This window comes from Pseudonocardia sp. TMWB2A (assembly GCF_017312135.1).
This window is the reverse complement of sequence record NZ_QKQY01000002.1, coordinates 160,459-183,823: the sequence shown is the minus strand read 5'-3', so window position 1 is coordinate 183,823 and position 23,365 is coordinate 160,459. Positions and strand designations below refer to the sequence as shown.

Here is a 23,365-nt window from a genome sequence, read left to right as displayed (position 1 = left end):
TAGTGCTTGCTTCGCTTAGCGCAGGTGAGAGGCCTTACAGCAATCCGGGGCTGCCTACCGGTGAGTACGCGGTCACCATGAGTCCATCCCGTTGCGCCTCCCGTTCCCTGAGGGAGCGCGGGAACCCAGGCACGGAGACCGAACCGGCCGTCAGGAGTGACGAACAGTGACCACGCAGTCCGTACCCCAGCCCGAGTCCGAGAACGGCAGCGCCGCCGCGTCGAACCAGGCCGCGGAGGTGCTGCGACGGCAGGCGGCGGGTCTCGTGCGGGACCTGCGCGAGCTCGCCAGCCCCGAGGGGCTCGCCGCGAAGGTCGACCCGGTCGGCTTCGGCGGGGCGCTCGGCGAGGCCGCCCGCTCGCTGGTCACCCGGCCCGGCGCGGTGCTGCGCACCGGTCTGGGCTTCGGCGTCGACTCGGCCAAGGCCGTGTCCGCCGCGGCCGCGCGCGCCGTCGGCGGGACGACCACCGGTCCGGCGTCGCTGCCCGAGAAGGACAAGCGCTACGCCGACCCGGCCTGGGAGGGCAACGCCTGGTACTACCTGGCCCGCCAGGAGCACACCCTGCTCGCCGACCGGCTGACCGAGCTGTCGCAGGCCGCCCGCGTCTCGCCGACCGCGCGCCGCAAGCTGGACTGGCTGGTCGGCCAGATCGTCGAGGCGCTGGCCCCGCCGAACACGGTCGTCACGAACCCGGCCTGGCCGAAGAAGATCGTCGAGACCGGCGGGCTGAACATCGTGCGGGGCGCGCGCAACATGCTGCGCGACGCCGTGCAGAACCAGGGGATGCCGCGCCAGGTCACCCCCGGCGCCTTCCAGGTGGGCAAGGACCTCGCGGTCACCCCGGGCCACGTGGTCTTCCGCAACCGGCTGATCGAGCTCATCCAGTACGAGCCGCAGACCGACAAGGTCCACGAGGTCCCGCTGCTCATGAGCCCGCCGTGGATCAACAAGTACTACATCATGGACCTCGCGCCGCAGAAGTCGCTGGTGGAGTGGGCGGTGCAGCACGGCCACACCGTCTTCATGATCAGCTACCGCAACCCGGACTCGTCGCTGGCCGACGTGACGATGAGCGACTACCTGCAGGAGGGCCCGGTCACGGCCCTGGAGGTCGTCCGCGAGATCACCGGCCGGGACAAGGTGAACGTCGCCGGGCTCTGCCTGGGCGGCGCGCTGTCCGCCGCGATGACGGCGTGGCTGGAGGCCAAGGGCGACCAGCGCGTCAACTCGCTGACCCTGATGAACACGCTGCTCGACTACTCCGGCCCGGGCCAGCTGGGCGTGTTCACCGACGAGAAGACGGTGAACCGGCTCGAGCGGAGCATGCGCAAGGACGGGTACCTGCCCGCCACCAGCATGAAGACGACCTTCGACCTGCTGCGGTCCACCGACCTGGTCTGGAACTACGTCGTCAACGACTGGATGCTCGGCGAGGACCCGAAGCCGTTCGACATGCTGACCTGGAACTCCGACTCCACCCGCATGCCGGCCGCGATGCAGACCGAGTACCTGCGCACGCTGTACATGGAGAACCGCTTCGCCGAGGGCAAGCTGGAGCTGGCGGGGGAGCGGCTCGACGTGGCCGACATCCGGTCCGACAGCTACATCGTCACCGCCGAGTCGGACCACATCGCGCCCTGGAAGTCGGTCTACACCGGGGCGTCGAAGCTGGGCGGCACGGTGCGGTTCGTGTTGTCGAACTCCGGGCACATCGCCGGCGTGGTCAACCCGCCGTCGCCGAAGTCGCGGCACTGGTTCGGCGAGAGCGACGACCTCCCGGCCCGCGCCGAGGACTGGCGCGACGACGCCACCGAGCGCAAGGCCTCCTGGTGGGAGGACTGGACGCCGTGGATCGCCGAGCGCGCGGGCAAGGAGGTCGCGGCGCCGAAGAAGATCGGGTCGGACGCGCACCCGCCGCTGGAGCCCGCTCCCGGCCGTTACGTGCTGCGCGGCTGAGCCGCCGGCCGGACCCCGCCGCCGCCCCGGTGATCACCGCTGGTCACCGGGGCGGCGTCGTGTCCACGATGGACGGTGATCCGTACTGTCCACTGTCGACACTGCATCGGATGCGTGCGCAACCGCCGTCCGGCGGGGAGAATGCGTCGCCATGGACCGCGTACGTTCTGTGCCCGCGCGCCGGCGACCGCCGCGCGGGCCCCTCCGGGCGGGGACGCCGTGAGCCGCGCGGGGGAGACCCGCACGCACGGCGGGCGCCGGCCGCGGAGCGCCGGGGAGACCGCCGCCGACGAGCTGCGCGAGAACGGCCGCCGGGCCGCCGAGGACGCCTGGAGTGCGCAGGTGAACGCCCTGGGCGGGTTCATCCGGGCGCAGCGCCAGATGGCCAAGCTCTCGCTGCGGGAGATGGCGGCGATGACCAAGGTGTCCAACGCCTACCTCAGCCAGGTCGAGCGGGGGCTGCACCAGCCGTCGCTGAAGGTGCTGCGCTCGATCGCCGACGCGCTGCACCTCAACACCGACCAGATGCTCAGCCGGGCCGGCTGGTCGGTCGGCGACCCGGACACCGCGGGCGACGCCGCCCCGGCCGAGGAGGCCGCCCCCGCGGCCGCGCCGCCGCCGGGCGTCGAGGCCGCGATCGAGGCCGACGCGCGGCTGTCCGACGAACAGAAGGCGGCGCTGCTGGGGGTGTACCGGAGCTTCGTGCAGCGGGACTGAGCAGGCATGCTTGACATAGTTAACGGGCGTGCGTAGTTTTCTTGGCATGCCGGGGTGCTCGTCAGCGCCCCGTCCACGCCGAGAAACGTCTCCCGGGAGGGAAGCACCGATGACCGCCTCCACCGAGCAGTTCGTCGACATCGCCAAGCGCGGCCAGGACCTGGTCACCGAGTCCGTCCGCGGGTGGACCGAGGCCGCGAGCGGCCTGGCCCGCCAGTTCGGCGCCGGTGACCGCCCGCAGCTGCCCGACGCGGGCGCCGCCGTCGAGCGCGTCTTCGACTTCTACGAGCAGGTGCTCGGCCACCAGCGCGAGTTCGCCCGGACCGTCGTCGGCGCGGGGACCTCGGTGTTCGACCAGGTCACCGAGCAGGCGACCAAGGCCGCCGAGGCCGTGACCGAGCACGCCGGGCGCAGCACCGAGGCCGCCGCGGAGAAGACCGCGCGCGCCACCCGGAGCGCCGCCGGCAAGTGACCCCGCCCGACGACGGCCCCCACCCGGCTCCGGGTGGGGGCCGTCGTCGTGTGACCGGGTCGCGCTGTCCCTACCCGCCGGTCCGCGCGAGGGTGGCCCCATGAGCCCCCGCACCCGGCCCCGCCGCATCGCGATCGCCTGCCAGGGCGGGGGCAGCCACACCGCGTTCACCGCGGGCGTCCTGGCCCGGCTGCTGCGCTCGGACGCGCTCGGCTCCGCCGCGGACCCGGCCGAGGTCGTCGCGATCTCGGGCACCTCCGGCGGTGCGATCTGCGCACTCGTCGCCTGGGACCGGCTGCGCGAGGGCCAGACCCCCGACCGGCGCGAGGCCGCGGCGACGGCGCTGGAGGAGTTCTGGGCCGACAACGCCGCACGCACCCCGCTGGAGCGCCTCACCAACCTGGGCGTGGTGACGGCGGGCGCGCTGCAGGGGCTCGGGCTCGTCCCGGCGGGCACCCCGTACCTGGTGCCGCGCCCGTTCGACGGCACCCGCCAGTTCCTCGACCTGGTCTCGCGGCACGTGGACTTCGCCGCCATCGGTCCGGACCCTGCGGGCACCGCGCCGCTGCTGCTGCTCGGCGCCGTCGACGTGCTGACGGGGGAGTTCCGGGCGTTCTCCAGCCGCACCGACACCCTGACCGCCGAGACCGTGCTCGCCTCGGCCGCGATCCCCACCCTGTTCCGCGCGGTGCACACCGCGGGCGGCGTCTACTGGGACGGGCTGTTCTCGCAGAACCCGCCCACCCGCGACCTGCTCGACACCGACCCCGACGAGCTGTGGGTCGTGCAGATCAACCCGTCGGAGATCGACGGCGAGCCGCGCAGCCCGATCGAGATCGCCGACCGGCGCAACGCACTGGCCGGCAACCTGTCGCTCAACCAGGAGCTCGGGTTCATCGAGACGATCGACCGGCTGCTCGCCGACGGGAGCCTCGGCCCGGACTCGGGCTACCGGCAGGTGACCGTCCGGGTGCTGGAGATGCCGGCCAGCACGGTGCGGTCCCGGCTGCTCGGTGCCGCCTCCAAGATCGACCGCGACGTCGCGTTCCTCGACCACCTGCAGCGCCGGGGCGCCGCCGCGGCCGACCGGTTCCTCGGTGCGCTGGCCTTCGAGCGGGCGGTGCGCGACGGCGACCCGGTCGCGCTCGCGGCCGCCGTCACCCCGGACGCGACCCTGACCTCGACCGCCCCGTTCCGGGAGCGGCCGTCCCCGGTGCCGCTGCTCGCCCACCTCGGCGAGCTGCTCGACGGGGAGTTCACCGTCGACCCGACCCGCAAGCAGGTCGCCCGCGACACCGCGGAGTGGGCCGTGCGGGTGCACCGCGACGGCGGTGTCACCGACGGGTCGGCCGAGGCCGACCTCGACGACGACGGCCGGGTCACCGCGCTGCGGCTCGGGCCACGCCCCTGACCCCGGGCCCGGGGCCCGGGGCCCGGGGTGACGAGGATCAGAACGGGATCAGCGGCACCACGACCAGCCGGGCCAGCAGCACAGCCACGAACACGATCAGCACCGACAGGTCGAGCCCGACCGCGCCCATCCGGACCGGCTGGACGCGACGGCGGATCGGGGCGACGACCGGCTCGGTCAGCCCGTGGGTGATGCGGCGGGCGGTGTCGAGCACGGCGCCGCCGCGTCCGGAGCCGAGCACGTCGATCCAGTCCACGACGACCCGGGCGACCAGCACGAGCTGGAACAGCCCCAACAGCCAGGACAGCAGGTAGGCGACCATGTCTCCATCGTCCCCTTTCCGGCTGAGAGTCCGGTGAGAGACGGCTGAGACCTGGGCCCGGTACCGGGCTCAGACCTCGACCAGGACCGTGAACGGGCCGTCGTTGACCGACTCCACGGCCATCTGCGCGCCGAACTCCCCGGTCCCGACGGTGGCGCCGCGCCCGCGCAGCGCGGCCACCACCGCGTCGACGACCGGCTCGGCGTCCTGCGGGCGGGCCGCCGCCGACCAGGACGGCCGCCGGCCCTTGCGGGTCTCGCCGTACAGGGTGAACTGGCTGACCACGAGCAGCGGGGCGCCGGCGTCCGCGCACGAGAGCTCGTCGCGCAGGATGCGCAGCTCGTGCAGCTTGCGGGCCATCGTGTCGACCTTCCGCGCGGTCGCGGCGGGGTCGGTGCCGACGTCGTCGGCGTGCACGCCGAGCAGCACCAGCAGCCCGGGCCCGATCTCCCCGGACACCCGCAGCGGTGTGCCGTCGGGTGCCTCGACCGTCACCGACGCCCGTCGTACGCGGGCGACGACGGCCCTCACCCGACCGGCCCCGACGGCGACGCGGCCGCGGTCCGCGCGGGCACCGGGTGCGGCCAGCCGTCGACCGGCTGGAGCAGGCCGTGCCGGACGAACTCCCGCACCGCGGGCAGCGTCGCCGCGACCAGCGCGTCGACCGGCAGGTCGTGGGCGTAGGACAGCAGCGCGAGCAGCTCGGACAGCGGCAGGTCACCGCGGCAGCCGGCCAGCAGCGCCGCGGCCGGGGCGTCGACGGGGTGCTCCCAGCCGGGGCCGCCCCAGCGGCGCACGGTCGTCGACAGCTCGGCCCAGCCGCCGTCCGGGTCGACCGACGAGGCCGACTCCAGCACCGTCTCCGCGGCGAGCAGCAGCCGTGCGCCGAGCAGGTCCTCGTCGCGGGTGTGGGCGCGCAGCCAGTCCACCCGGTCCAGCCAGCCGGTCATCTCCCGGCCCAGGCCCTCGCCCAGCTCGCCGGGCAGGTCCTCGACCACGACGGTCGGCTCGCTGTCGGTGCGGCGCAGCATCAGGAAGCCGAACCCGACCCCCTCCACCCGCTCGGCGGCCATCCAGTCCAGCCAGGCACCGGCCTGCTCGCGGGCCGCCCGGGAGGTCGGGACCAGCCCGGCGTCGCGCTGCCAGGTGCCGACGTGCAGGCCCGGGTCGACGACCTCGCGCTGCAGGACCCAGGCGTCGACGCCGTCGGGCAGCCAGGACCGCACCCGGTCCGGCCAGTCCTCGCCGCGCACGTGCAGCCACGACCCCAGCAGCTGCGCGACCCCGCCCGGGTTGAGCAGGCCCGGCAGCTCACCCAGCAGCCCGGCCAGCGCGGAGTCCCCGGCCGCACCGGAGTCGCGGTAGACGTAGTCCACCCGCGGCGGGCCCGGCACGAACGGCGGGTTGGACACCACCTGGTCGAAGCGCTCCCCGGCCACCGGGGCGAACCACGGGCCCTCCCGCAGGTCGACCTCCACCCCGGACAGCCCCAGCGACAGCCGGGCCAGGGCCAGCGCGCGCGGCAGCACGTCGGTCGCGGTGACCCGCAGCGCGTGCCGGGAGCCGTGCAGCGCCTGCACCCCGCAGCCGGTGCCCAGGTCGAGCAGGGTGCCGACCGGACGGCGGACGGTCGCCGCGGCCAGCGTCAGCGACGCCCCGCCGACGCCGGTGACGTGCTCGCGGTCCTGCCGCGCGGCCGGGGTGTCGATGTCGGACACCACCCACCAGTCGGTGCCCGGCTCGCCCTCCGCGCCGGGGCCCTCGCCGTAGGGGCGCACGTCCAGCGCGGCCCGGATGCCCTCCGGGGTGCGGCGCAGGATCCGGCCCTCCAGCAGCGGGTCCAGGTCGCCGAGCGCCGCGGTCACCGCCGGCTCGGGCTCGGTGTCCTCCAGCAGGAACAGCCGCACCAGGGTGCCGAGCTCTCCGCCGTCGCGGCTGGCACGGGCGGCGGGCTCCGGCTCGCCGCGGGTCAGCGCGTCGTGCGCGGAGCGGCCCAGCAGGGCGCGCACGCCGTCCGGGGTGTAGCCGGCGTCGAGCAGACAGCCGCGGACGCGTTCGGTGTCACCGGCGTCGAGATGGGGGAGCACCCCGCCATTGTCGCGTGCCATCCTGTGCGGCATGAGCGGGATCTGCATCGCCCAGGAACCGGAGGCCGACGCGCTGCTGGAACGCGAGCCCCTCGCGTTGCTGATCGGCATGCTGCTCGACCAGCAGATCCAGATGGAGGTCGCGTTCCGCGGCCCGCTGAAGCTGCACGAGCGCCTCGGCGGGCTCGACGTGCGCGTCATCGCCGACCACGACCCCGAGGAGTTCGCGACGCTGGCCACCACCCCGCCCGCCATCCACCGCTACGGCGGCTCGATGGCCCGGCGGGTGCAGGAGATGTGCCGCGCGATCGTCGAGGACTGGGACGGGGACCCGGCTGCGATCTGGACCCGCGACGACCCCGACGGGCGCGAGGTGCTGCGTAGGCTCAAGGCGCTGCCCGGCTACGGCGAGCAGAAGGCGAAGATCTTCGTCGCGATCCTCGGCAAGCAGTACGGGGTCACCCCGGACGGCTGGCGGGAGGCCGCCGGGGACTACGGCGCCGACGGCACCCGGCTCTCCGCGGCCGACGTCGTCGATTCCCGGACCCTGCTCGAGGTGCGCGACACGAAGAAGGCGATCAAGGCCGCGGCGCGCGAGAAGAAGGCCGCTGCGGCGAAGTGATCCGCCGGCAGGGCTAGCATCACGGGTGTGCACAAGGTTCCGGAGGCGCTCGCCGGCGCACGCGTGATCGACCCGGACCAGGTCTGCGACGCCGTCGCGGTGCTCGCCGACGCCACCAAGGTGGCCGAGGTCGCAACCGTCCTGGACGTCCTGGGCGAGGTCAACCGCCTGTCGCTGCTGCTCGCGCTGCAGCACGCCGGGGACCTCTGCGTCTCCGACCTCGCCGTCGCCGTCGGGATGAGCGACTCGGCCGTCTCGCACGCGCTGCGCCTGCTGCGCGCGCACGGCATGGTCACCGCCCACCGCGAGGGACGGCTGGTCCGCTACCGGCTGACCGACGGGCTCGCCCGCCGCGTGCTGGAGATCGTGTCGGCGGTCGCCGTCGCACCGGGCGCGCTGCACGCGCACGGCGCCGACGACGGGGAGGCGTCGTGACGCCCGCGATGATCGAGCAGGTCCGCCCGCCGGTCCCGGCAGAGAAGCTCGACCACGAGATCGCCCGGCTGCTCGACGCCCTCCAGTCGGTCTACGACGACGGCTGGTACCCCGAGCTCGAGGTCGTGCGCCCCTGGTCGACGCACAACCCGCGCATCTCCGGGGAGTTCGCCCGGCCGTGCGCGATCCGTCGCTACCTGCACCGGGAGCTGCGCGGCCTGCTCGCCGCCGGGGCCACCGTCACCGCCCGCGCGGCCCGCCCGGCCCGGGCGTTCACCGACCCGGAGTTCTTCGCCGCGCTCGACGAGGACCGCTTCGACCTGCGGGTCAAGAAGCTGTTCCTGTTCGGCCCGGAGCGCATGGCGCTCTCGCTGGACCGCCTCTCGCACTACACCGGCACCCCCGCCGAGTCCTTCCAGCGGCACGTGCTGTTCACCAACTACGCGATGCACGTCGAGTCGTTCCTGGAGCGCTTCCCCGACGCCGAGCGGCCCGACCGCGCCGGCGTCCAGATGCCCGCCTACCACCACCCGGGCGCCGACGGCGACGGCGTGACCCTGGTGAACATCGGTGTCGGCCCGGCCAACGCCAAGACCGTCACCGACCATCTCGCCGTGCTCCGCCCGGACACCATGATCATGATCGGGCACTGCGGGGGCCTGCGGAACCGCCAGGAGCTGGGCGACTTCGTGCTGGCCACCGCCTACCAGCGGGCCGACCACGTGCTCGACGAGGTGCTCCCGGCCGACGTGCCGGTCATCCCGAGCATCCGGCTCAACGGCTACCTGATGGACGCGCTCGGCGCGGCCGAGGCGACCTGGCGGCCGGGGGTCGTGCACACCACCGACAACCGCAACTGGGAGTTCAACCAGGCCGCGACGCTGCACCGGATGCGGCTGGCCCGTGCCGTGGCGGTGGACATGGAGTCCGCGACGATCGCCGCCAACGGGTTCCGCTACCGGATCCCGAACGCGACCCTGCTGTGCGTGTCGGACAAACCGCTGCACGCCGAGCCCAAGCTGGCCGGCGGCGCGCGGGCGTTCTACGAGGCGAGCAAGCGCAAGCACCTCGGGATCGCGCTGGACGCGCTGGACCGGGTCCGCGACGAGCACCCCGACGGCCTGCCCGGCTCCGAGGTCCGCTCCGCCGACGAGCCGCTGCTCGGCAACGGGCCCGACGGGGCCTGACCGGCGGCCCGGGCCCGGCGGGGGTCACAGCGGCCGCGTGTACCCGGCCCGGTCGGGCTCGTAGCCCAGCCGCGCCAGGAACCGGTGCGGCCCGTCCCCGGCGGTGTCCCCGGCCCGCGCCACGACGGCGCCGCGGGCCCGCCCGTGCTCGTGCGCCCACTCCACCAGCGCCGACCCGACCCCGCGCCGGCGCCACCCGACGGCGACCCTCAGCCCCTCGACCTGCAGCCGGGTCGCACCGCGCAGGGCGGGCCCGGGAAGGATCGTGAGCTGCACGGTCGCGACCACCCGGCCGTCGCCGGCGCGGGCGACCGCGAGGAACCGGCCGGGGTCGCGGTCCAGGGCGTCGAAGGCCTCCTCGTAGGGCGCGAGGTCCGGGTCGTCGGCGTCGGCGTCGCCGGAGCCCGACAGCAGCGCGACGACCGCCGCGACGTCGGCCCGGGTGGCCCGGTCGACGACGAGCCGGTCCCCGGCCAGCACGACGTCCGCGCCCGCCGGGTGGGCGCTGGACCGGACGCCGTCGACGACCCGGTCCAGCCAGGCGCCGACGTTCTCCCGGGCCTCGTCGGTGTCGGGGTAGCGGCAGCGCAGGTGCAGGCCCGCCTCGTCGAGGATGAACCAGACCATCACGCCGTCGGCGTCGCCCGCGGAGCTGACGTACTGCGCCTCCAGCCCGGCGTGGTCGATGCGCACCGGCAGCCGTCGCAGGTCCAGCCAGGAGATCGCGAACATGCCGGGCGCCTCGGGCATCCCGCCCCACGGGGCCAGCACGTCGTCGAGCGGCCAGGAACCGAGCCGCACGGCCTCGCGGACGGCGTCGGCGCAGGCCCGCGGATCCGGGTCGCGCGCGTCGATCACCGCGTTGGTGATGAACCAGCCGACCGAGCCGTGCCAGCGGTCGTCGTAGCGGCTGTGCACGGGGAACACCGCGCGCAGCGGGGCGTGCGCCAGCTCCCGGGTGGTGCGGGTCATGACCGAGGTGACCAGCGCCAGCGTCGACACCCCGGACCCGCGGGCCCGGCGCTCGAACAGCGCGCAGTCGTCGACGCCGAGCACGTCACGCACCTCGACGCGCTCCGGGGGAGCGGGGACGAGCTCGCCCAGCGGCAGCGGGAAGCGGGGCATCACGTCGCCACCCGCGGCCAGGATCTCGGCCCAGCGCCGCCGGACCCCGTCGGGCGCGGGCTCCCGGCCGGCCAGGGCGGCGGTGTGCTCGGCGAAGGGGCGCACGGTGCCGGGCGGCAGCGTCCCGCCGAGGCCCTGCACGAGGTCGCGCAGGACCACCAGCAGCGACCACATGTCCACGTGCGCGTGGTCGGCGGCGACGACGAGCGTCGGCCGGTCCGCGGTGAGGATCACGCAGAGCCGGTGCGACGGCGCCGCGTAGGGGGTGCAGCGCTCGTCGAGCATCCGGCGGACGGCGTCGTCGACGGCCTGGCCGGGCGCGACCGGGTGGGTGACCCAGCGGCCGGGACGCAGGTCCACCTCGTGCAGCCGGGGACCGGCCGGGCCGGGGGAGAACACCGTGCGCAGCGTCCCGTGCCGGCGCAGCACCGCCAGCCAGGCCCCGGCCAGCGCGTCGAGGTCCACCGCCGGCAGCCGGCAGGTGATCGCCATCCACGAGCCGGGCCGGTCCCCGCGGCCGACGTGGCGGCGCTGGTCGAACGAGACCGGGACCGGGTGCCCGGTCCGGCCGACGGCGACGTCGTAGCCGAGCAGCGTCCCGTAGGGCAGCCGCAGGTGCGTCACGCTCGTCAGCCGCATGGCCATAACCTAGGCCGACGAAGATCAGGAGGCGTAGCGCATGGCCACGTTCGGGATCGCCGGGGCGACACTGGACTTCGACGTCCGCGACACCTCCGGCGGTCCGGCGGTGGTGGCGCTGCACGGCCTCACCTCCAGCCGTCGCCGTGAGGCCCTGATGCGGCTCGACATCGCCTCCCGGGTCGAGGGCATCCGGCTGCTGCGCTACGACGCGCGCGGCCACGGCCGCTCCGGTGGCACCACCGACCCCGCGGACTACCGGTGGCCCGCGCTGGCCCGGGACCTGCTGGGGCTGCTCGACCACGTCGTACCGGGGGAGCGGGTGCACGGGGTCGGGCCGTCGATGGGCGCCGGGACGCTGCTGCACGCCGCGCTGGCCGACCCGGGCCGGTTCGCCAGCCTCACCCTGATGCTGCCGCCGACCGCCTGGGGGACCCGCCGCGCCCGGTCCCGCGACTACGAGCGGTCCGCGTCGGCCGTGGAGGCCGACGGTGTCGCGGCGCTCGACGCCGGTGCCGACGACGCGGACCTGCCCCCGGCCGCCCGGGGACGCCCGCGGACCGAGCCCGACGTGCGCGCCGAGCTGCTCCCGGCGATCCTGCGCGGCGCAGCCGCCACCGACCTCCCCGCACCGGAGGAGCTGGAACGGATCACGGTGCCGGTGCAGATCCTGGCCTGGACCGGGGACCCGGGCCATCCGGAGTCCACCGCGCAGACCCTGCGGGAGCGGTTGCCCGCGGCCGGGCTGTCGATCGCGGCGACCCCGGACGACGTCGTCTGGTGGTCGCGGCTGCTCGCCGCGCGGCTGCGCCGCTGGGAGACGCTCGACCCCACCGTCGACGGCGGGCCCGCGGGCGTGCGCGAGGCGCCCGGCGGGCGCCCGCGCGGGGATCGCGTAGGGGTGTCACCATGGAAAGGGAGGTGGTTCGACAGTGGCTGACCGGCGACGCGTGGACCCCGTTCTCATCACGGACGCGCAGATGTCCTACGAAGAGGAACTGGAGATCCGCAAGCGGCGCTACAAGTGGACGATGGGCATGCGGATCCCGTGCATGATCCTCGCCGGCGTCTTCTACCAGATCCCGTGGGTCGCGGTGACCCTGCTCGCGATCTCGGTGCCGTTGCCGTGGATCGCGGTGCTGATCGCGAACGACCGGCTGCCGCGCAAGGCGGAGAAGCCCAACCGGCACCGGCAGGACCACCGGGCGATCGAGGCCCGTCCGCACCAGGTGATCGGCCAGGGCGACGACGATCCCGCCGGCCCCCGGCCCACCACCGACGACGAACAGCCCACGGGGACCACGGGAGGCGGCACCGCCTCCCCGCCCTGAGGTCGCTCTCGGGCATCATGGGCGCCATGTCCACGACGACGCTGCCCGAGGTCGACACCCGGCCGGAGACCACCGACAAGACCGGTGACGACCGGCCGGACATGTTCCACTACGTCAAGAAGGACCGGATCGCCGAGAGCGCGGTCCTGGGGAACATGGTCGTGGCGCTGTGCGGCGAGACCTTCCCGGTGACCAAGTCGCCCAAGCCGGGGTCGCCGGTCTGCCCGCAGTGCAAGGAGATCTTCGAGGGGCTCCCCCCGGGTGGCGGCGACGGGGAGTGAGACCCCTCAGCCCCGCGCGAGCAGCAGACGCAGCGGGGTGGAGGACGGGTCGCCGGGCACCGTGCGCAGCACGGTCTCGGTGACCATCCCGGCCGACCGGTAGAGCGCCAGCGCCGCGACGTTGTCCGCGGCCACCTCGAGCCACAGCCGCCCCGGGCCCGCCCACGGCGGCCCGTCGGGGGCGTCGCCGGTCGCTCCGGGCACCCCGGCGACGGCGAGGGCGGCACCGAGCAGGGCCCGTCCGGCCCCGGTGCCGCGCCGGTCGGGGTGGACCACGAGCCGGTGCAGCTCGACGCCCGGTTCCGGGCCGCGGGGTGCGGCCAGCACGACGTAGCCCGCCGGGCCGGGCTCGCCCGGGCGTTCAAGGAGCAGGTGCAGCCGCGCCGGGTCGGCCGCGGCGTCGTCGTGCCACTCCGGTCCGCCGGCGACGCCGATGCCCGGGGCGCCGTCGTCGAGCGCGGCCAGTGCGGCGGAGTCCGCCGGGCCGCGCCACCGGCGCAGGACGCCGTCCCGGGTCGTGCGTGCGGGCGTCGTGCGTTCACCGGTCGTCCGTGCGGGGGTCACCACCCGGCCATCGTGCGTCCACCCGCGCGGTCCCGCTCGGCCGGGGGCCGCGCGGCGGCGGGGTCAGGACCGCAGGAAGGCGTCGATCTCCGCGGCGAACGGCTCCGGGTCGAGCAGCAGCTCCAGGTGTCCGCCGGGGTAGCGGCTGATCCGGGAGCGGCGGATCCCGCGGTGCAGCATCGTGGCGTTGCCGCGCGGGACGATCGGGTCGTCGTCGCCGGCGATGATCAGGGTGTCCGCGGTGATCGCCGGCAGCAGCGGCAGGCTGGTCCAGCCCGAGAGCGCCATCAGCTGGTAGTAGTAGCCGCGCATCGGGCCGCGCCGGGCCCCCGCGCCGAGCGCCTCCGCGGCCCGTTCCGGGTGGTCGCGCAGCGAGCCGCCGTAGATGCGGGCGGCGACGGCGTCGACGTAGGACGGGTCCTGGTGGCGCTTCGGCGAGGTCATGACCGCCATCACCCGCGGCGACGCCGGGATCATCAGCGCCCCCGGCCCGGTCGCGGCCAGCACGAGCTTGCGCACCCGGCGGCGACGGCTGATCGCCAGCTGCTGGGCCAGCATCCCGCCCCAGGAGAACCCCAGGACGTCGGCCTCCCGCACGCCCAGCTTCGTCAGCACCTGCCCGAGCCGGTGCGCCATCCACGTCAGGTGGTACGGCATCCGCGGCACCGCCGACCCGCCGATGCCCGGCGGGTCGAACCGGATGACGTCGAGGTCCGCGGGCAGCGCCGCGACCAGCGGATCGAGCACGTCGGTGGCGGCGCCGATGCCGTTGCACAGCAGCAGCGGGGTGCGGCGGGGGCCCGGGCCGGAGGCGGGGCGACGCACGACGCGCAGGGCACGGCCGCCGACGAGCACGTCGTGCTCCTCGAGGCCGGCGCCGCCGACGGGCCGGGAGCTGGAAGTGGTCATCACCGCCGAGCCTAGGTGCCGCGGCCGGGCGGTGGGGTGCCGGAAAGTCCCGGGTGTGACGATCCCGGACCCCACCCTCAGACGGGGGCGGGCTCGCCCAGGTAGGTCCCCGGGGCCGGGAACAGCGGGCGCAGGCGGCGTCCGCCCAGCTCCGGGGGCGCGTCGCGCAGCGTGCCGGAGCGCTCGACCAGCCAGGCGGCCAGGTCGTCCCACCAGGAGCCCTCGACGGCCTCGGCCCCGGCCCGCCAGCGCTGCGCCACGCCGTCGCCGGTGGAGCAGGGTGCCGCGCGGAACCCGGTCGCCACCGACGGCGGCGCGATCAGCGCGCCCGCCTGGTCACCGGGGGCCAGGACGAGCCGGCAGCCGCCGCCGAGGCGCTGCGCGGTGCGGTACCCGCCCGTCCAGGGCTGCACCGGGTCGTCGTCGGCGGCGACGAGGTAGCTGTCGCGACGCAGCTCGGCGAACCGGACGGGGGTGCCGAGGACCCGCACGTCGGGCCGGTCCGGGCCCGCGCCGTCGCCGGAGGCCGCGGCCAGCGCGGCGAGGTCGGTGTGCAGCCCGGCGGGCAGCGGCAGCAGGTCGGCCACCCAGGCCCGCATCGCCCGCGCGGCGCGCCCGTCCAGGTCGGCGGTCCCGCCACCGCGCGGCACCGCCCACGGCAGCACCCGGTCCGGGCCGCGCCGCCACGCCCAGGCCCGCACCGCCGTCGCGCCGTCGAGGACGCCGTCGCGGGCGGCCAGGCCCGCGGTCTCGGCGACGGTCGCCGGGTCGGGGGCGAAGCCGGGCAGCGCGTCGGACTGGTCGAGGACGGTCGCCAGGTAGGCGACGGCCGCGACCCGGTCGTCGAGCCCGATCGCGGCCTGGTGGGCCTGCACCGCCGCGGTCAGCAGCCCGCCGGTGCGCACGCCGAGCAGCGACACCCGCGGGGCGCGGGTGATGCGCCCGCAGGCGTCGACGGCGTCGAGGACGGCGGCGGCGTGCGCGTCGAGGTCGCGGTCGGCGTCGGCGGGGCCCGCCGGGCGCCAGGACAGCGCGAACACCTGCAGGCCCTTCCCGAGCAGGTGCTCGACCAGCGAGTACCCGGGCGCGAGGTCGGCCAGCCAGTAGCGGTGCACCAGTGGCGGGACGACCAGCACCGGGGTGTCGTGCACCTTCTCGGTCCGCGGCAGGTACTGCAGCAGCTCGAACATCGGGGTGCGCAGGACGACCGCGCCGGGCGTGGCGGCGACGTCGCGGCCGGGGACGGGGCCGCCCCGGGCGTCGCGGGCGCCGGTGTCGAAGGGCACCGAGGGGGTGTCGGCGCCGGGGGGTGTGAAGACCCGGTCGGCGATCTCCGCCGTGGCCGAGGTGTCCGGGGCGGGCCGTCCGTGATCGTCGTCCCGGCAGGGATCGGTGCCGTCGGTGGCACCGGCCCCTTCCGATCCGGTGATCACGAGGGGGGCCGGGCCGGGCAGCAGCAGGGCGGTCAGCCCGGCGAGGGCCGCGCGCAGCCGCTCGGCGTCCGCGGCGGGCAGGGGCACGTCGGGGCCCGCGACGGCGTCGTCGAGCAGCCCGGAGACCGCCCCGGTCGTCGCGAGCAGTACCTGGGCCGCGCACCGCGCCACCGGCGCGACCGGACCGGCCGGCACGTCCGGGGCGAGGGTGGAGCGGCCCAGACCGACCCGGCCCAGCTCGGCGACCCAGTCGCCGCCGCGGCGCAGGAGCAGCAGGGGCCGGGCGGACACCGCGGCCGCCAGCCGCAGTCCCGCCGCGGGCAGGGCGAGGGGGCCGGCGTCGGCTGGGGTGCGGTCGCGCTCGCTCATCGCCTCCATCATCCCCACCGCCACCGGTCGCGGCGCGTTCACCCCGTCGTCGGGCGACGTTCGGACCGGACCGGCACGGTGACCCGGTCGCGCCGTACGAGACCCCGGAGCCCGATGAGCACCGTCGCCCCGTCCACCCCGTCCCCGCAGGCGTCCCCGGCCGGGACGGGGGCGTTCCTGCGGGAGTTCCTGCGCGACCCGCTGCGCACGGCGTCGGCGCTGCCGAGCTCCCGGGCGCTGGCCCTCGCCGCCACCGCACCGGTCCCCGCGACGGGGGACCCGGTCGTCGTCGAGCTGGGGCCGGGCACCGGGGCGTTCACCGACGTCATCGCCGAGCGGCTCGGCGGCCGTGGCCACCACCTGGCCGTCGAGCTGAACCCGCGCCTGGCCGCGCTGCTGCGGGCCCGCCACCCCGGGCTCGACGTCGCCGTCGCCGACGCGGCCGAGCTGCCCGCGCTGCTCGCCGCCCGCGGGCTCGGCGGCGCCGACGTCGTCGTCTCCGGGCTGCCGTGGGCGGCCTACCCGCGCGACGAGCCGTGGCTGACCGACGTCGTCGCCGGCTGCCTGCACCCCGACGGCGCCCTGACCCAGTTCGGCTACTCGGTGACCCGGGCCCTGCCGCCCGCCCGCCGGCTCCGGCGGCGGCTCGCCGCGGCCTTCGAGGAGGTCGTGCACGGCCGCGCGGTGCTCGCCAACGTCCCGCCCGCGTTCGTCCTCACCGCCCGCCGTCCGCGGCCGCCCCGGGGCTGACCTGGCCCGTCACCGCCGGGGAGGCCCCGGGCCCGCCCACCGGGCGGCGACGGTGCGGCCCCCGGCTACCCTGATCCGCGCCCCGCAGCCCGGTCGGCGTCGACGCGCGGACCTGCCGGGGATCGCCGGTTCCCACCCGGGAACGACCCACGGACCAGGGGAGACGTGTGTCGCAGACCCAGCTCGTGTCGCCCGAGACCCGCCCGCTGCGCGCGTGGCAGCGCAGCGCACTCGCCCGCTACCTCGCGACCTCGCCGCGGGACTTCCTCGCGGTCGCGACCCCGGGCGCGGGCAAGACGACCTTCGCCCTGCGCGTCGCGTCGGAGCTGCTGCGGGACCGGATCGTCGACGCGATCACCGTCGTCACCCCGACCGAGCACCTGAAGTACCAGTGGGCCGAGTCGGCCGCGGCCGCCGGCGTCGCGCTCGACCCGGAGTTCCGCAACTCCGCGGGCGGTACCTCGCGGGACTACCAGGGCATCGCGATCACCTACGCCGGCGTCGCCGCGCACCCGATGCTGCACCGCAACCGCACCGAGAACCGCCGGATGCTGGTGATCCTCGACGAGATCCACCACGCCGGCGACGCCAAGAGCTGGGGCGAGGGCGTCTACGAGGCGTTCGAGCCCGCCACCCGGCGCCTCGCCCTGACCGGGACGCCGTTCCGCTCCGACGACAACCCGATCCCGTTCGTCGAGTACGTCCCCGACGCCGAGGGCGCCCCGCGCAGCCGGGCCGACCACCAGTACGGCTACGCCGAGGCACTCGCCGACAACGTGGTCCGGCCGGTGGTCTTCCTGGCCTACTCCGGTACCTCCAACTGGCGCACCAGCGCGGGCGAGGAGATCTCCGCCCGGCTGGGGGAGCCGCTGACCCGCGAGCAGACCGCGATGGCCTGGCGGACCGCGCTGGACCCCTCGGGGGACTGGATGCCCGCGGTGCTCGCCGCGGCCGACCGCCGCCTGCAGAGCCACCGCGACGGCGGCATGCCCGACGCGGGCGGCCTGGTCATCGCCACCGACCAGACCGCGGCCCGCGCCTACGCCACGCTGCTGCAGCGCATCACCGGTGTGCGGCCCGCGGTCGTCCTGTCCGACGAGGCGGGCGGCTCGGACCGGATCGCGGAGTTCTCCCGCTCGACCGAGCGGTGGATGGTCGCGGTCCGGATGGTGTCCGAGGGCGTCGACGTGCCGCGCCTCGCCGTCGGCGTCTATGCGACCAGCGCCTCGACCCCGCTGTACTTCGCCCAGGCCATCGGCCGGTTCGTGCGGTCGCGGCGGCAGGGCGAGACCGCGTCGGTGTTCGTCCCCAGCGTCCCGGTGCTGCTCGGCCTGGCCAGCGAGCTGGAGGCGCAGCGCGACCACGTCCTCGGCAAGCCGCAGCGGCCCGAGGAGGTCTGGAACGACGCCGAGCTCAACGAGGCCAACAAGGTCAAGGACGAGCCCGGTGAGCAGGAGAAGGCGTTCACCTCCCTCGGCGCCGACGCCGAGCTGGACCAGCTGATCTACGAGGGCGCCACCTACTCCGCCGACGAGGAGGACTACCTCGGGCTGCCCGGGCTGCTGGAGCCCGACCAGGTGCGCACGCTGCTGTCCCAGCGGCAGGCCGACTGGATCGCGAAGGGTTCGCCGCGCACCGGGGCCCAGGCCCGCGCCACCCCGGCGACCGAGCCCACCCCGCCGCCGGCCGCCGAGCGCGGGCAGAGCGTCCGGGAACGGCTGCAGACGCTGCGCAAGGAGCTCAACACCCTGGTCGCGCTGCACAACCACAAGACCCGCAAGCCGCACGGGAAGATCCACAACGAGCTGCGGGCGCACTGCGGCGGCCCGCCGGTGGCGATGGCGACCATCGAGCAGCTCGAGGAGCGCATCGCGACCCTGCGTTCCTGGCGCTGAGAGCCGCTCTGGCGGGCCGCTGCCGCGCCGGCGGGCCCGAGGGCGACTCGGCGGGTGCGGGCGCGGTGGGGGGCCGGCTCGTCGCCGTCGCGGGGCCGCGGCGCCACCGCGCCGAGGGCATGGCGTCACCGCGGCGACGGCGCGGCCGGGCGCACGTTGATCCGTTCCGCGCGCGCTGATCCGCTCGGCGCGCGCGTCCGGACACGCGCGGGCTGCGGATCAGCGCGCGGGCTGCGGATCACCGCGCGAACTAAGGATCACCGCGCGGGCTGCGGATCACCGTGCGGACGTCGCGCCTCCGGAGCGGTCAGTACGGAGCGGTCAGGATGGGGCGGCCCGATCCCGGGCGGACGTGGCCGGGACGGGGACGGGTTCGTCGCCGTCGCGGGACCGCAGGGCCACCGCGGCGACGACCAGCGCGATCCCCACGGCCTCCAGCGGCCCCGGCAGCTGACCGAGGACGACGAGCCCGACCAGCGTCGCGGTGGCGGGCAGCAGCGCCAGCAGGACCGCGAACCGGGCCTGCCCGACCCGGCGCAGCACGACCTGGTCCAGCACGTAGGGGACCACCGAGCTGAGCACACCCAGCCCGACGGACAGGCCGAGCACCGCCGGATCGGCGAGCGGCGCGAGGTTCGCGACGCCGAACCCGGTCGCGGCGCCCGCACCCCCGGTGAACAGCAGCGGGACCAGGACGACGGCGGCCACGGTGAACCCGGTCGCCAGGTCGTCGATGCCGGAACCGGCCCGCGCGACCCGCTTGCCCAGCACGATGTAGGCCGCCCACATCGCCGCCGCGCCGAGCGCCCACAGCACCCCGGCGGGGCTGCCGGACCAGCGGACGTCGGCGATGAGGAGCACGCCCGCCGCGGCCAGGCCGACCGCGCCGACGTCGCGGAACCGGCGCGAGGCGAGCGCCGCGACCAGGACCGGGCCGGTGAACTCGACCGCCACCGCGGTGCCGAGCGGCAGCCGTGCGATCGCCTCGTAGTAGGCGACGTTCATCAGCGCCGTGGCCAGCCCGAACGTCCCCGCGCGGACGAGCCGGACGCCGCGCCAGGCGTCGCGGCCGGGGCGGCGCCACGCCAGCAACACCAGCGCGGCGCCGATGAGGCGCAGCTCGGCGACCGCCGACGGCGCGAGCCGGTCGAACAGCCCGACGGCCAGCGCGGCCCCCACGTACATCGAGGTCCCACCGGCCAGGAACAGCAACGGAGCGGGAACACGATCGGGCGACGGGCGGGGACTCACCCGGCCAACGTAGACCGCGACACACCGTATTTACCGTGGCGCGCTTGCACGTCGGGCGAGTTGCCCGCATGATTCACACGCAGTCAACTTCATACGCAATCGGTCACCGCGGGTACATCGCGGCGCCACCGAACCGTGCGGCGCACGCCACACGTGACGGACGTCGCGACGCATCCCGGGAACACGTACAGGGGCCTCGAGCGTCTGTACAGGTGTGGGCGAACCGCTCGTGCGGTCGTCACAGTGATACGGCGGCGAGCGCCCGAAGCCCGCCGCCGCGACGGAGGGAGACCGCTATGCAGCCCGAAACGCTGACCCGGCCCGAACTGACCCTTGCCGACCGTTGCGACCGCTGCGGAGCGGCCGCCAAGGTGCGCGCGATCCTGCCCTCCGGTGGGGAACTCCTGTTCTGCAACCACCACGGCAACGCGCACGCAGCCAAGCTGCGTGAGTCCGGGGTGCAGGTGCAGACCGGGGAGTGACGCCCGGGGCGCCACCGCGCCCCACCACAGACCCGCGAACGGGGCGGGGATCCGATCGGATCCCCGCCCCGTTCGGCATGTCAGGGGTCTTCAGGACACCGGTGCGAGCGGCTCCGGACCGGTGCCAGGGCCCCCGGCCGGCCGCGACGGCGCCGGGTCGGCGGGCAGCGGGGTGGCGCCGGTGACGATGTCGGCGGCCCGCTCGGCCACCATCACCACCGGGCCGTAGGTGTTGGCGTTGGGCACGTCCGGGAAGATCGACGCGTCGACGACCCGCAGGCCCTCGGTGCCGTGCACGCGCAGCGTCGACGGGTCCACGACGGCGTCGGCGTCGGTGCCCATCCGCGCGGTGCTGGTCGGGTGCAGACCGTTCTGGGCGCGCCGGGACACCCAGTCGAGGATCTCGGCGTCGGAGCGGACGCCCTCGCCGGGGAAGGTCTCCCCGGCGTCGAGGCCGGCGAACGCCGGCTGGGTCAGGATCTCCCGGGCCAGGCCGACGGCCTCCACCCAGCGACGCCGGTCGCCGTCGGTGACCAGGTAGTTCTGCACCAGGCGCGGCGGGACCGCGGTGTCGCGGGACACCGCCCGCACCGACCCGCGGACGTCGCCCGCCATCACCGAGACGTGCATCTCGTAGCCGTGCCCGACCGGCGGGACGTCCGGCGCGAAGCGCATCGCGACCGGCGCGAACAGCATCATCACGTCCGGGATGCCCCCGGCCATCGAGGTGGAGGCGAACCCGCCGATCTCGAAGTGGTTGCTGGCCCCGATCCCGGTACCCGAGACGAGCCAGCGGGCCGCCGCGGCGGGCAGCCGGTGCGGGGCCCGGTGCGGGGCCAGCGAGATCGGCTGGGAGCAGGCGTGCTGCAGGTGCACCGCGAGGTGGTCCTGCAGGTTCGCGCCGACCCCGGGCAGCGCCACCCGGGTCTCGACGCCGATGCCGGCGAGGTGCTCGGGGTCGCCGAAGCCGGACACCTGGAGCAGCTGGGGGGTGGCGATGGAGCCGGCGGCCAGCAGGGTCTCGCCGGCGTCGACGTCGCGGAGGGTGCCGTCGGAGGCGCGGTAGCGGACGCCGATGACCCGGGTGCCGCGGGCGTCGGTGCGCAGCGCGCGGACCAGGGCACCGGTGCGGACGGTCAGGTTGGGCCGCGAGGCGGCGACCGGGTGCAGCCAGGCGTCGGTCGCCGAGAAGCGGCGTCCGCGCGAGATGGTGCGCTCGGTGCGGGAGAAGCCCTCCTGGGCCGGGCCGTTCGTCGAGTCGAGCAGTGCGTGCCCGGCCTGCTGCGCCGCGGCGAGGAACGCCGCGTTCAGCGGGCCCGCGGCCGCGGCGCGCTCGAGGACCTGCGGGCCGTGGCCGCCGTCGGGCAGCGGGGTGCCGTGCTCGGACATCCGCCGCTCCAGGCGGCGGAAGTAGGGCAGCAGGTGGGCCGAGCTCCACTGCTCGCAGCCGGGCAGGCGGGACCAGCGGTCGTAGTCGCCCGGGTGGGCCCGCTGGTAGACCATCCCGTTGATGCTGCTGCTGCCGCCCAGGACCTTCCCGCGCGGGACGGCGATCCGTCGCCCGGCCAGACCGGCCTCGGGCTCGGTGACGTAGCACCAGTCGTAGCGGGGGTTGCCCCACGCCTTCGACAGCGCGGCGGGCATCCGGATGATCGGGTCCCAGCGGTGGTCGGGCCGGCCCGCCTCGAGCATCAGCACCCGGCGCGTGGGATCCTCGGTGAGCCGGGCGGCCAGCACCGCCCCCGCGGATCCCCCGCCGACGATGACGACGTCGTACCGGCCCATTGCGCGCCCTCCACACCTACTGTCGGGATTGCCCTGTTCGAGGGAGCAACCCCCCTTGCGTGGATCACGGTACGCCGCGCCCACCGGCCGTCACCGCCGCCCCCGTAGGCTCGATGGTGTGACGACGACCGAGCGCGGTGCGGACGACGGAGCGGATCTCCGCGCCGGTACCGCGGACGACGCCGACGCCGCGCTGGCCGCCCTCGCCGCCCAGCTGGAGGCGTCGGTCGCCGAGCTGTCCTCGGCCCGCGAACGGGTGGCCGAGCTGCAGGAGCTGCGGTCGCAGGGGCTGAGCTGGCGGGCGATCGTCCCGCGCGAGCCGCGGCCGCTGATCGTCGAGACCCTCACCCGCACCCTCGACGGCCTGGGCGCCGTCGGCGGCCGGTTCCGCCGCGAGGAGGCCGTCGCGCTGCACGGCGAGGGCGAGACGATCGCCGGGATCGGCAGGCTGTTCGGGGTCAGCCGCCAGCGCGTGTCGGCCTACCTGCAGGAACACCAGCAGCTCCTCGACCGGTACGCGGCCCGCGAGGACCGCCCGGAGTCCTGACCCCCGCTCAGCCCTGGTCGTGCCGGCGGTGCCGCGCCTGCCGCTGGGCGGGCACCCGCGGCGCCACCGGCACCACGGGGGAGCGGCGGGCCGCCGGGATCAGCGCGGTGCGGTCGATCGCGTCGGGCTGCTCCGGCACCGACGGCTGCGCGGCGCGCAGCTGCAGCCGGGCCAGCTCGCGGACGTCGGTGAGCCGGGCCGCGAGTGCGGTGACCACCGGCGCCAGCGCGACGACCAGCCGCTCGCCGAGCGGGTCGTCGGGCCCGCCGCGGGCGAACAGCTGCAGGGCGCCCGCGGTGCGCCCGGCCACCGGGACCGGCACCGACAGCGAGCGGACCAGGCCGCAGTCGGCCGCGGCGGCGGCCAGCTCGGGCGGCCCGGACCGGGTCAGGTCCGGGGTGGTCAGCGTGCGGTCGCCGCGCTCGGCGGCGGGGCCCGGCCCGGCGTCGGCCCGGCGCTGCAGCTCACCCAGGCGCACGGCGGCGGTGTCGGAGCCGAACACCCGCCGGGCCTCGGGGTCGCGGGGGTCGGCGGGCTCGCGCAGCAGCAGCGCCGCACCCCCGACCCGGGCGGCGGGCACCAGCGCGACGCAGATCCCGGAGAGCATCGCGGCGACGTCGGCGTGCGCGACGGAGGTGGCGCCGGCCTGCAACGCGACCCGCACCAGGGCGGGCGCCGGGTCGGGCGTCGGCCGCCCGGTCGTGCCGGAGGTCCAGAGCGAGGCCGCCATCTCGTCCCTTCCGCGTCAGCTCCCGCGAGCGGGGGTTCGTGACACAGCGTCGCGGGTGTGGTGG

Annotated in this window: 24 protein-coding genes; 14 read left to right on the top strand and 10 right to left on the bottom strand. The window is 75.9% G+C overall.

Annotated elements, in window-relative coordinates; all coding sequences use genetic code 11:
• Positions 1–166: 166 nt before the first annotated feature.
• The 4 genes from DMP17_RS15160 (at position 167) to DMP17_RS15145 (ending at position 4,557) form a co-directional block, all read left to right on the top strand.
• Positions 167–1,957: a PHA/PHB synthase family protein gene (locus DMP17_RS15160; protein WP_337829870.1), complete on the top strand. Its 1,791-nt coding sequence runs from the start codon at positions 167–169 to the stop codon at positions 1,955–1,957.
• A 219-nt stretch (positions 1,958–2,176) separates the two neighbouring features.
• Positions 2,177–2,674 carry a helix-turn-helix domain-containing protein gene (locus tag DMP17_RS15155; RefSeq protein WP_337829869.1) on the top strand — a complete coding sequence of 166 codons (498 nt, stop codon included), beginning with the start codon at positions 2,177–2,179 and terminating at the stop codon, positions 2,672–2,674.
• Between the two features lie 109 nt (positions 2,675–2,783).
• Positions 2,784–3,146, top strand: coding sequence for a hypothetical protein (locus DMP17_RS15150; protein WP_062402515.1), 363 nt, complete (start codon positions 2,784–2,786; stop codon positions 3,144–3,146).
• Between the two features lie 100 nt (positions 3,147–3,246).
• Positions 3,247–4,557, top strand: a complete 1,311-nt coding sequence (locus DMP17_RS15145; RefSeq protein ID WP_337829868.1) for a patatin-like phospholipase family protein — start codon at positions 3,247–3,249, stop codon at positions 4,555–4,557.
• 37 nt (positions 4,558–4,594) lie between these two features.
• On the opposite strand, the gene DMP17_RS15140 is transcribed toward DMP17_RS15145, so the two are convergent.
• The 3 genes from DMP17_RS15140 to DMP17_RS15130 all read right to left on the bottom strand — a co-directional run bounded on the left by DMP17_RS15140 (position 4,595) and on the right by DMP17_RS15130 (position 6,987).
• Positions 4,595–4,879, bottom strand: a complete 285-nt coding sequence (locus tag DMP17_RS15140; RefSeq protein WP_062402520.1) for a YggT family protein — start codon at positions 4,877–4,879, stop codon at positions 4,595–4,597.
• 69 nt (positions 4,880–4,948) lie between these two features.
• A complete protein-coding gene (gene dtd, locus DMP17_RS15135) occupies positions 4,949–5,410 on the bottom strand; it encodes a D-aminoacyl-tRNA deacylase (RefSeq protein ID WP_226356381.1) in 462 nt (153 codons plus the stop codon).
• Positions 5,407–6,987 carry a DUF7782 domain-containing protein gene (locus tag DMP17_RS15130; RefSeq protein ID WP_337829867.1) on the bottom strand — a complete coding sequence of 527 codons (1,581 nt, stop codon included), beginning with the start codon at positions 6,985–6,987 and terminating at the stop codon, positions 5,407–5,409. Before DMP17_RS15130 ends, dtd begins: the two co-directional genes overlap by 4 nt.
• Positions 6,988–6,997: 10 nt before the next feature.
• Here DMP17_RS15130 and DMP17_RS15125 point away from each other — a divergent pair, with 10 nt between their 5' ends.
• The 3 genes from DMP17_RS15125 to DMP17_RS15115 are packed head-to-tail and all read left to right on the top strand — an operon-like array spanning position 6,998 to position 9,210.
• Positions 6,998–7,588, top strand: a complete 591-nt coding sequence (locus tag DMP17_RS15125; protein ID WP_226356383.1) for an HhH-GPD-type base excision DNA repair protein — start codon at positions 6,998–7,000, stop codon at positions 7,586–7,588.
• Positions 7,589–7,615: 27 nt separating this feature from the next.
• Entirely contained in the window at positions 7,616–8,023 is a 408-nt protein-coding gene (locus DMP17_RS15120; RefSeq protein ID WP_100880326.1) for an ArsR/SmtB family transcription factor, read from the top strand.
• Positions 8,020–9,210 carry an AMP nucleosidase gene (locus DMP17_RS15115; RefSeq protein ID WP_100880327.1) on the top strand — a complete coding sequence of 397 codons (1,191 nt, stop codon included), beginning with the start codon at positions 8,020–8,022 and terminating at the stop codon, positions 9,208–9,210. The genes DMP17_RS15120 and DMP17_RS15115 overlap by 4 nt, the downstream gene beginning before the upstream one ends.
• A 24-nt stretch (positions 9,211–9,234) precedes the next feature.
• On the opposite strand, the gene DMP17_RS15110 is transcribed toward DMP17_RS15115, so the two are convergent.
• Positions 9,235–10,974: a GNAT family N-acetyltransferase gene (locus tag DMP17_RS15110; protein WP_337829866.1), complete on the bottom strand. Its 1,740-nt coding sequence runs from the start codon at positions 10,972–10,974 to the stop codon at positions 9,235–9,237.
• 40 nt (positions 10,975–11,014) lie between these two features.
• Between DMP17_RS15110 and DMP17_RS15105 the strand changes: the two genes are divergently transcribed.
• Genes DMP17_RS15105 through DMP17_RS15095 form a run of 3 tightly spaced genes read left to right on the top strand, consistent with a single transcriptional unit; the run spans position 11,015 to position 12,586 of the window.
• Entirely contained in the window at positions 11,015–11,914 is a 900-nt protein-coding gene (locus tag DMP17_RS15105) for an alpha/beta fold hydrolase (RefSeq protein ID WP_337829865.1), read from the top strand.
• Positions 11,907–12,305: a DUF3099 domain-containing protein gene (locus DMP17_RS15100; protein ID WP_337829864.1), complete on the top strand. Its 399-nt coding sequence runs from the start codon at positions 11,907–11,909 to the stop codon at positions 12,303–12,305. Before DMP17_RS15105 ends, DMP17_RS15100 begins: the two co-directional genes overlap by 8 nt.
• Before the next feature lie 26 nt (positions 12,306–12,331).
• Positions 12,332–12,586 (top strand): DUF3039 domain-containing protein, encoded by a 255-nt coding sequence (locus DMP17_RS15095; RefSeq protein WP_062404655.1) that lies wholly within the window; start codon positions 12,332–12,334, stop codon positions 12,584–12,586.
• Positions 12,587–12,592: 6 nt separating this feature from the next.
• On the opposite strand, the gene DMP17_RS15090 is transcribed toward DMP17_RS15095, so the two are convergent.
• The 3 genes from DMP17_RS15090 to DMP17_RS15080 all read right to left on the bottom strand — a co-directional run bounded on the left by DMP17_RS15090 (position 12,593) and on the right by DMP17_RS15080 (position 15,861).
• Positions 12,593–13,153: a GNAT family N-acetyltransferase gene (locus DMP17_RS15090; protein ID WP_337829863.1), complete on the bottom strand. Its 561-nt coding sequence runs from the start codon at positions 13,151–13,153 to the stop codon at positions 12,593–12,595.
• 60 nt (positions 13,154–13,213) lie between these two features.
• Complete coding sequence (locus tag DMP17_RS15085; protein WP_062404658.1) at positions 13,214–14,059, bottom strand: alpha/beta fold hydrolase; 846 nt, start codon at positions 14,057–14,059, stop codon at positions 13,214–13,216.
• Between the two features lie 77 nt (positions 14,060–14,136).
• Entirely contained in the window at positions 14,137–15,861 is a 1,725-nt protein-coding gene (locus tag DMP17_RS15080; protein ID WP_226356388.1) for a hypothetical protein, read from the bottom strand.
• A 114-nt stretch (positions 15,862–15,975) separates the two neighbouring features.
• Between DMP17_RS15080 and DMP17_RS15075 the strand changes: the two genes are divergently transcribed.
• Together DMP17_RS15075 and DMP17_RS15070 are read left to right on the top strand one after the other, a co-directional pair.
• Positions 15,976–16,611: a class I SAM-dependent methyltransferase gene (locus DMP17_RS15075; protein WP_226356389.1), complete on the top strand. Its 636-nt coding sequence runs from the start codon at positions 15,976–15,978 to the stop codon at positions 16,609–16,611.
• Positions 16,612–16,778: 167 nt separating this feature from the next.
• Positions 16,779–18,506, top strand: coding sequence for a DEAD/DEAH box helicase (locus tag DMP17_RS15070; protein WP_226356390.1), 1,728 nt, complete (start codon positions 16,779–16,781; stop codon positions 18,504–18,506).
• A gap of 321 nt (positions 18,507–18,827) precedes the next feature.
• Here the strand turns inward: DMP17_RS15070 and DMP17_RS15065 are convergent, their stop codons facing one another.
• The gene (locus tag DMP17_RS15065) at positions 18,828–19,691 is read right to left on the bottom strand and encodes an EamA family transporter (RefSeq protein WP_226356717.1); all 864 of its coding nucleotides are present in this window, start codon (positions 19,689–19,691) and stop codon (positions 18,828–18,830) included.
• Between the two features lie 362 nt (positions 19,692–20,053).
• On the opposite strand from DMP17_RS15065, the gene DMP17_RS15060 reads away from it, so the two are divergent.
• Positions 20,054–20,239, top strand: coding sequence for a DUF7455 domain-containing protein (locus DMP17_RS15060; protein ID WP_062402550.1), 186 nt, complete (start codon positions 20,054–20,056; stop codon positions 20,237–20,239).
• 90 nt (positions 20,240–20,329) lie between these two features.
• On the opposite strand, the gene DMP17_RS15055 is transcribed toward DMP17_RS15060, so the two are convergent.
• Positions 20,330–22,024 (bottom strand): choline dehydrogenase, encoded by a 1,695-nt coding sequence (locus tag DMP17_RS15055; protein WP_337829862.1) that lies wholly within the window; start codon positions 22,022–22,024, stop codon positions 20,330–20,332.
• A 118-nt stretch (positions 22,025–22,142) separates the two neighbouring features.
• Here DMP17_RS15055 and DMP17_RS15050 point away from each other — a divergent pair, with 118 nt between their 5' ends.
• The gene (locus DMP17_RS15050) at positions 22,143–22,571 is read left to right on the top strand and encodes a hypothetical protein (protein WP_226356392.1); all 429 of its coding nucleotides are present in this window, start codon (positions 22,143–22,145) and stop codon (positions 22,569–22,571) included.
• 7 nt (positions 22,572–22,578) lie between these two features.
• On the opposite strand, the gene DMP17_RS15045 is transcribed toward DMP17_RS15050, so the two are convergent.
• Positions 22,579–23,301 (bottom strand): hypothetical protein, encoded by a 723-nt coding sequence (locus tag DMP17_RS15045; protein ID WP_226356393.1) that lies wholly within the window; start codon positions 23,299–23,301, stop codon positions 22,579–22,581.
• Between the last annotated feature and the right edge of the window lie 64 nt (positions 23,302–23,365).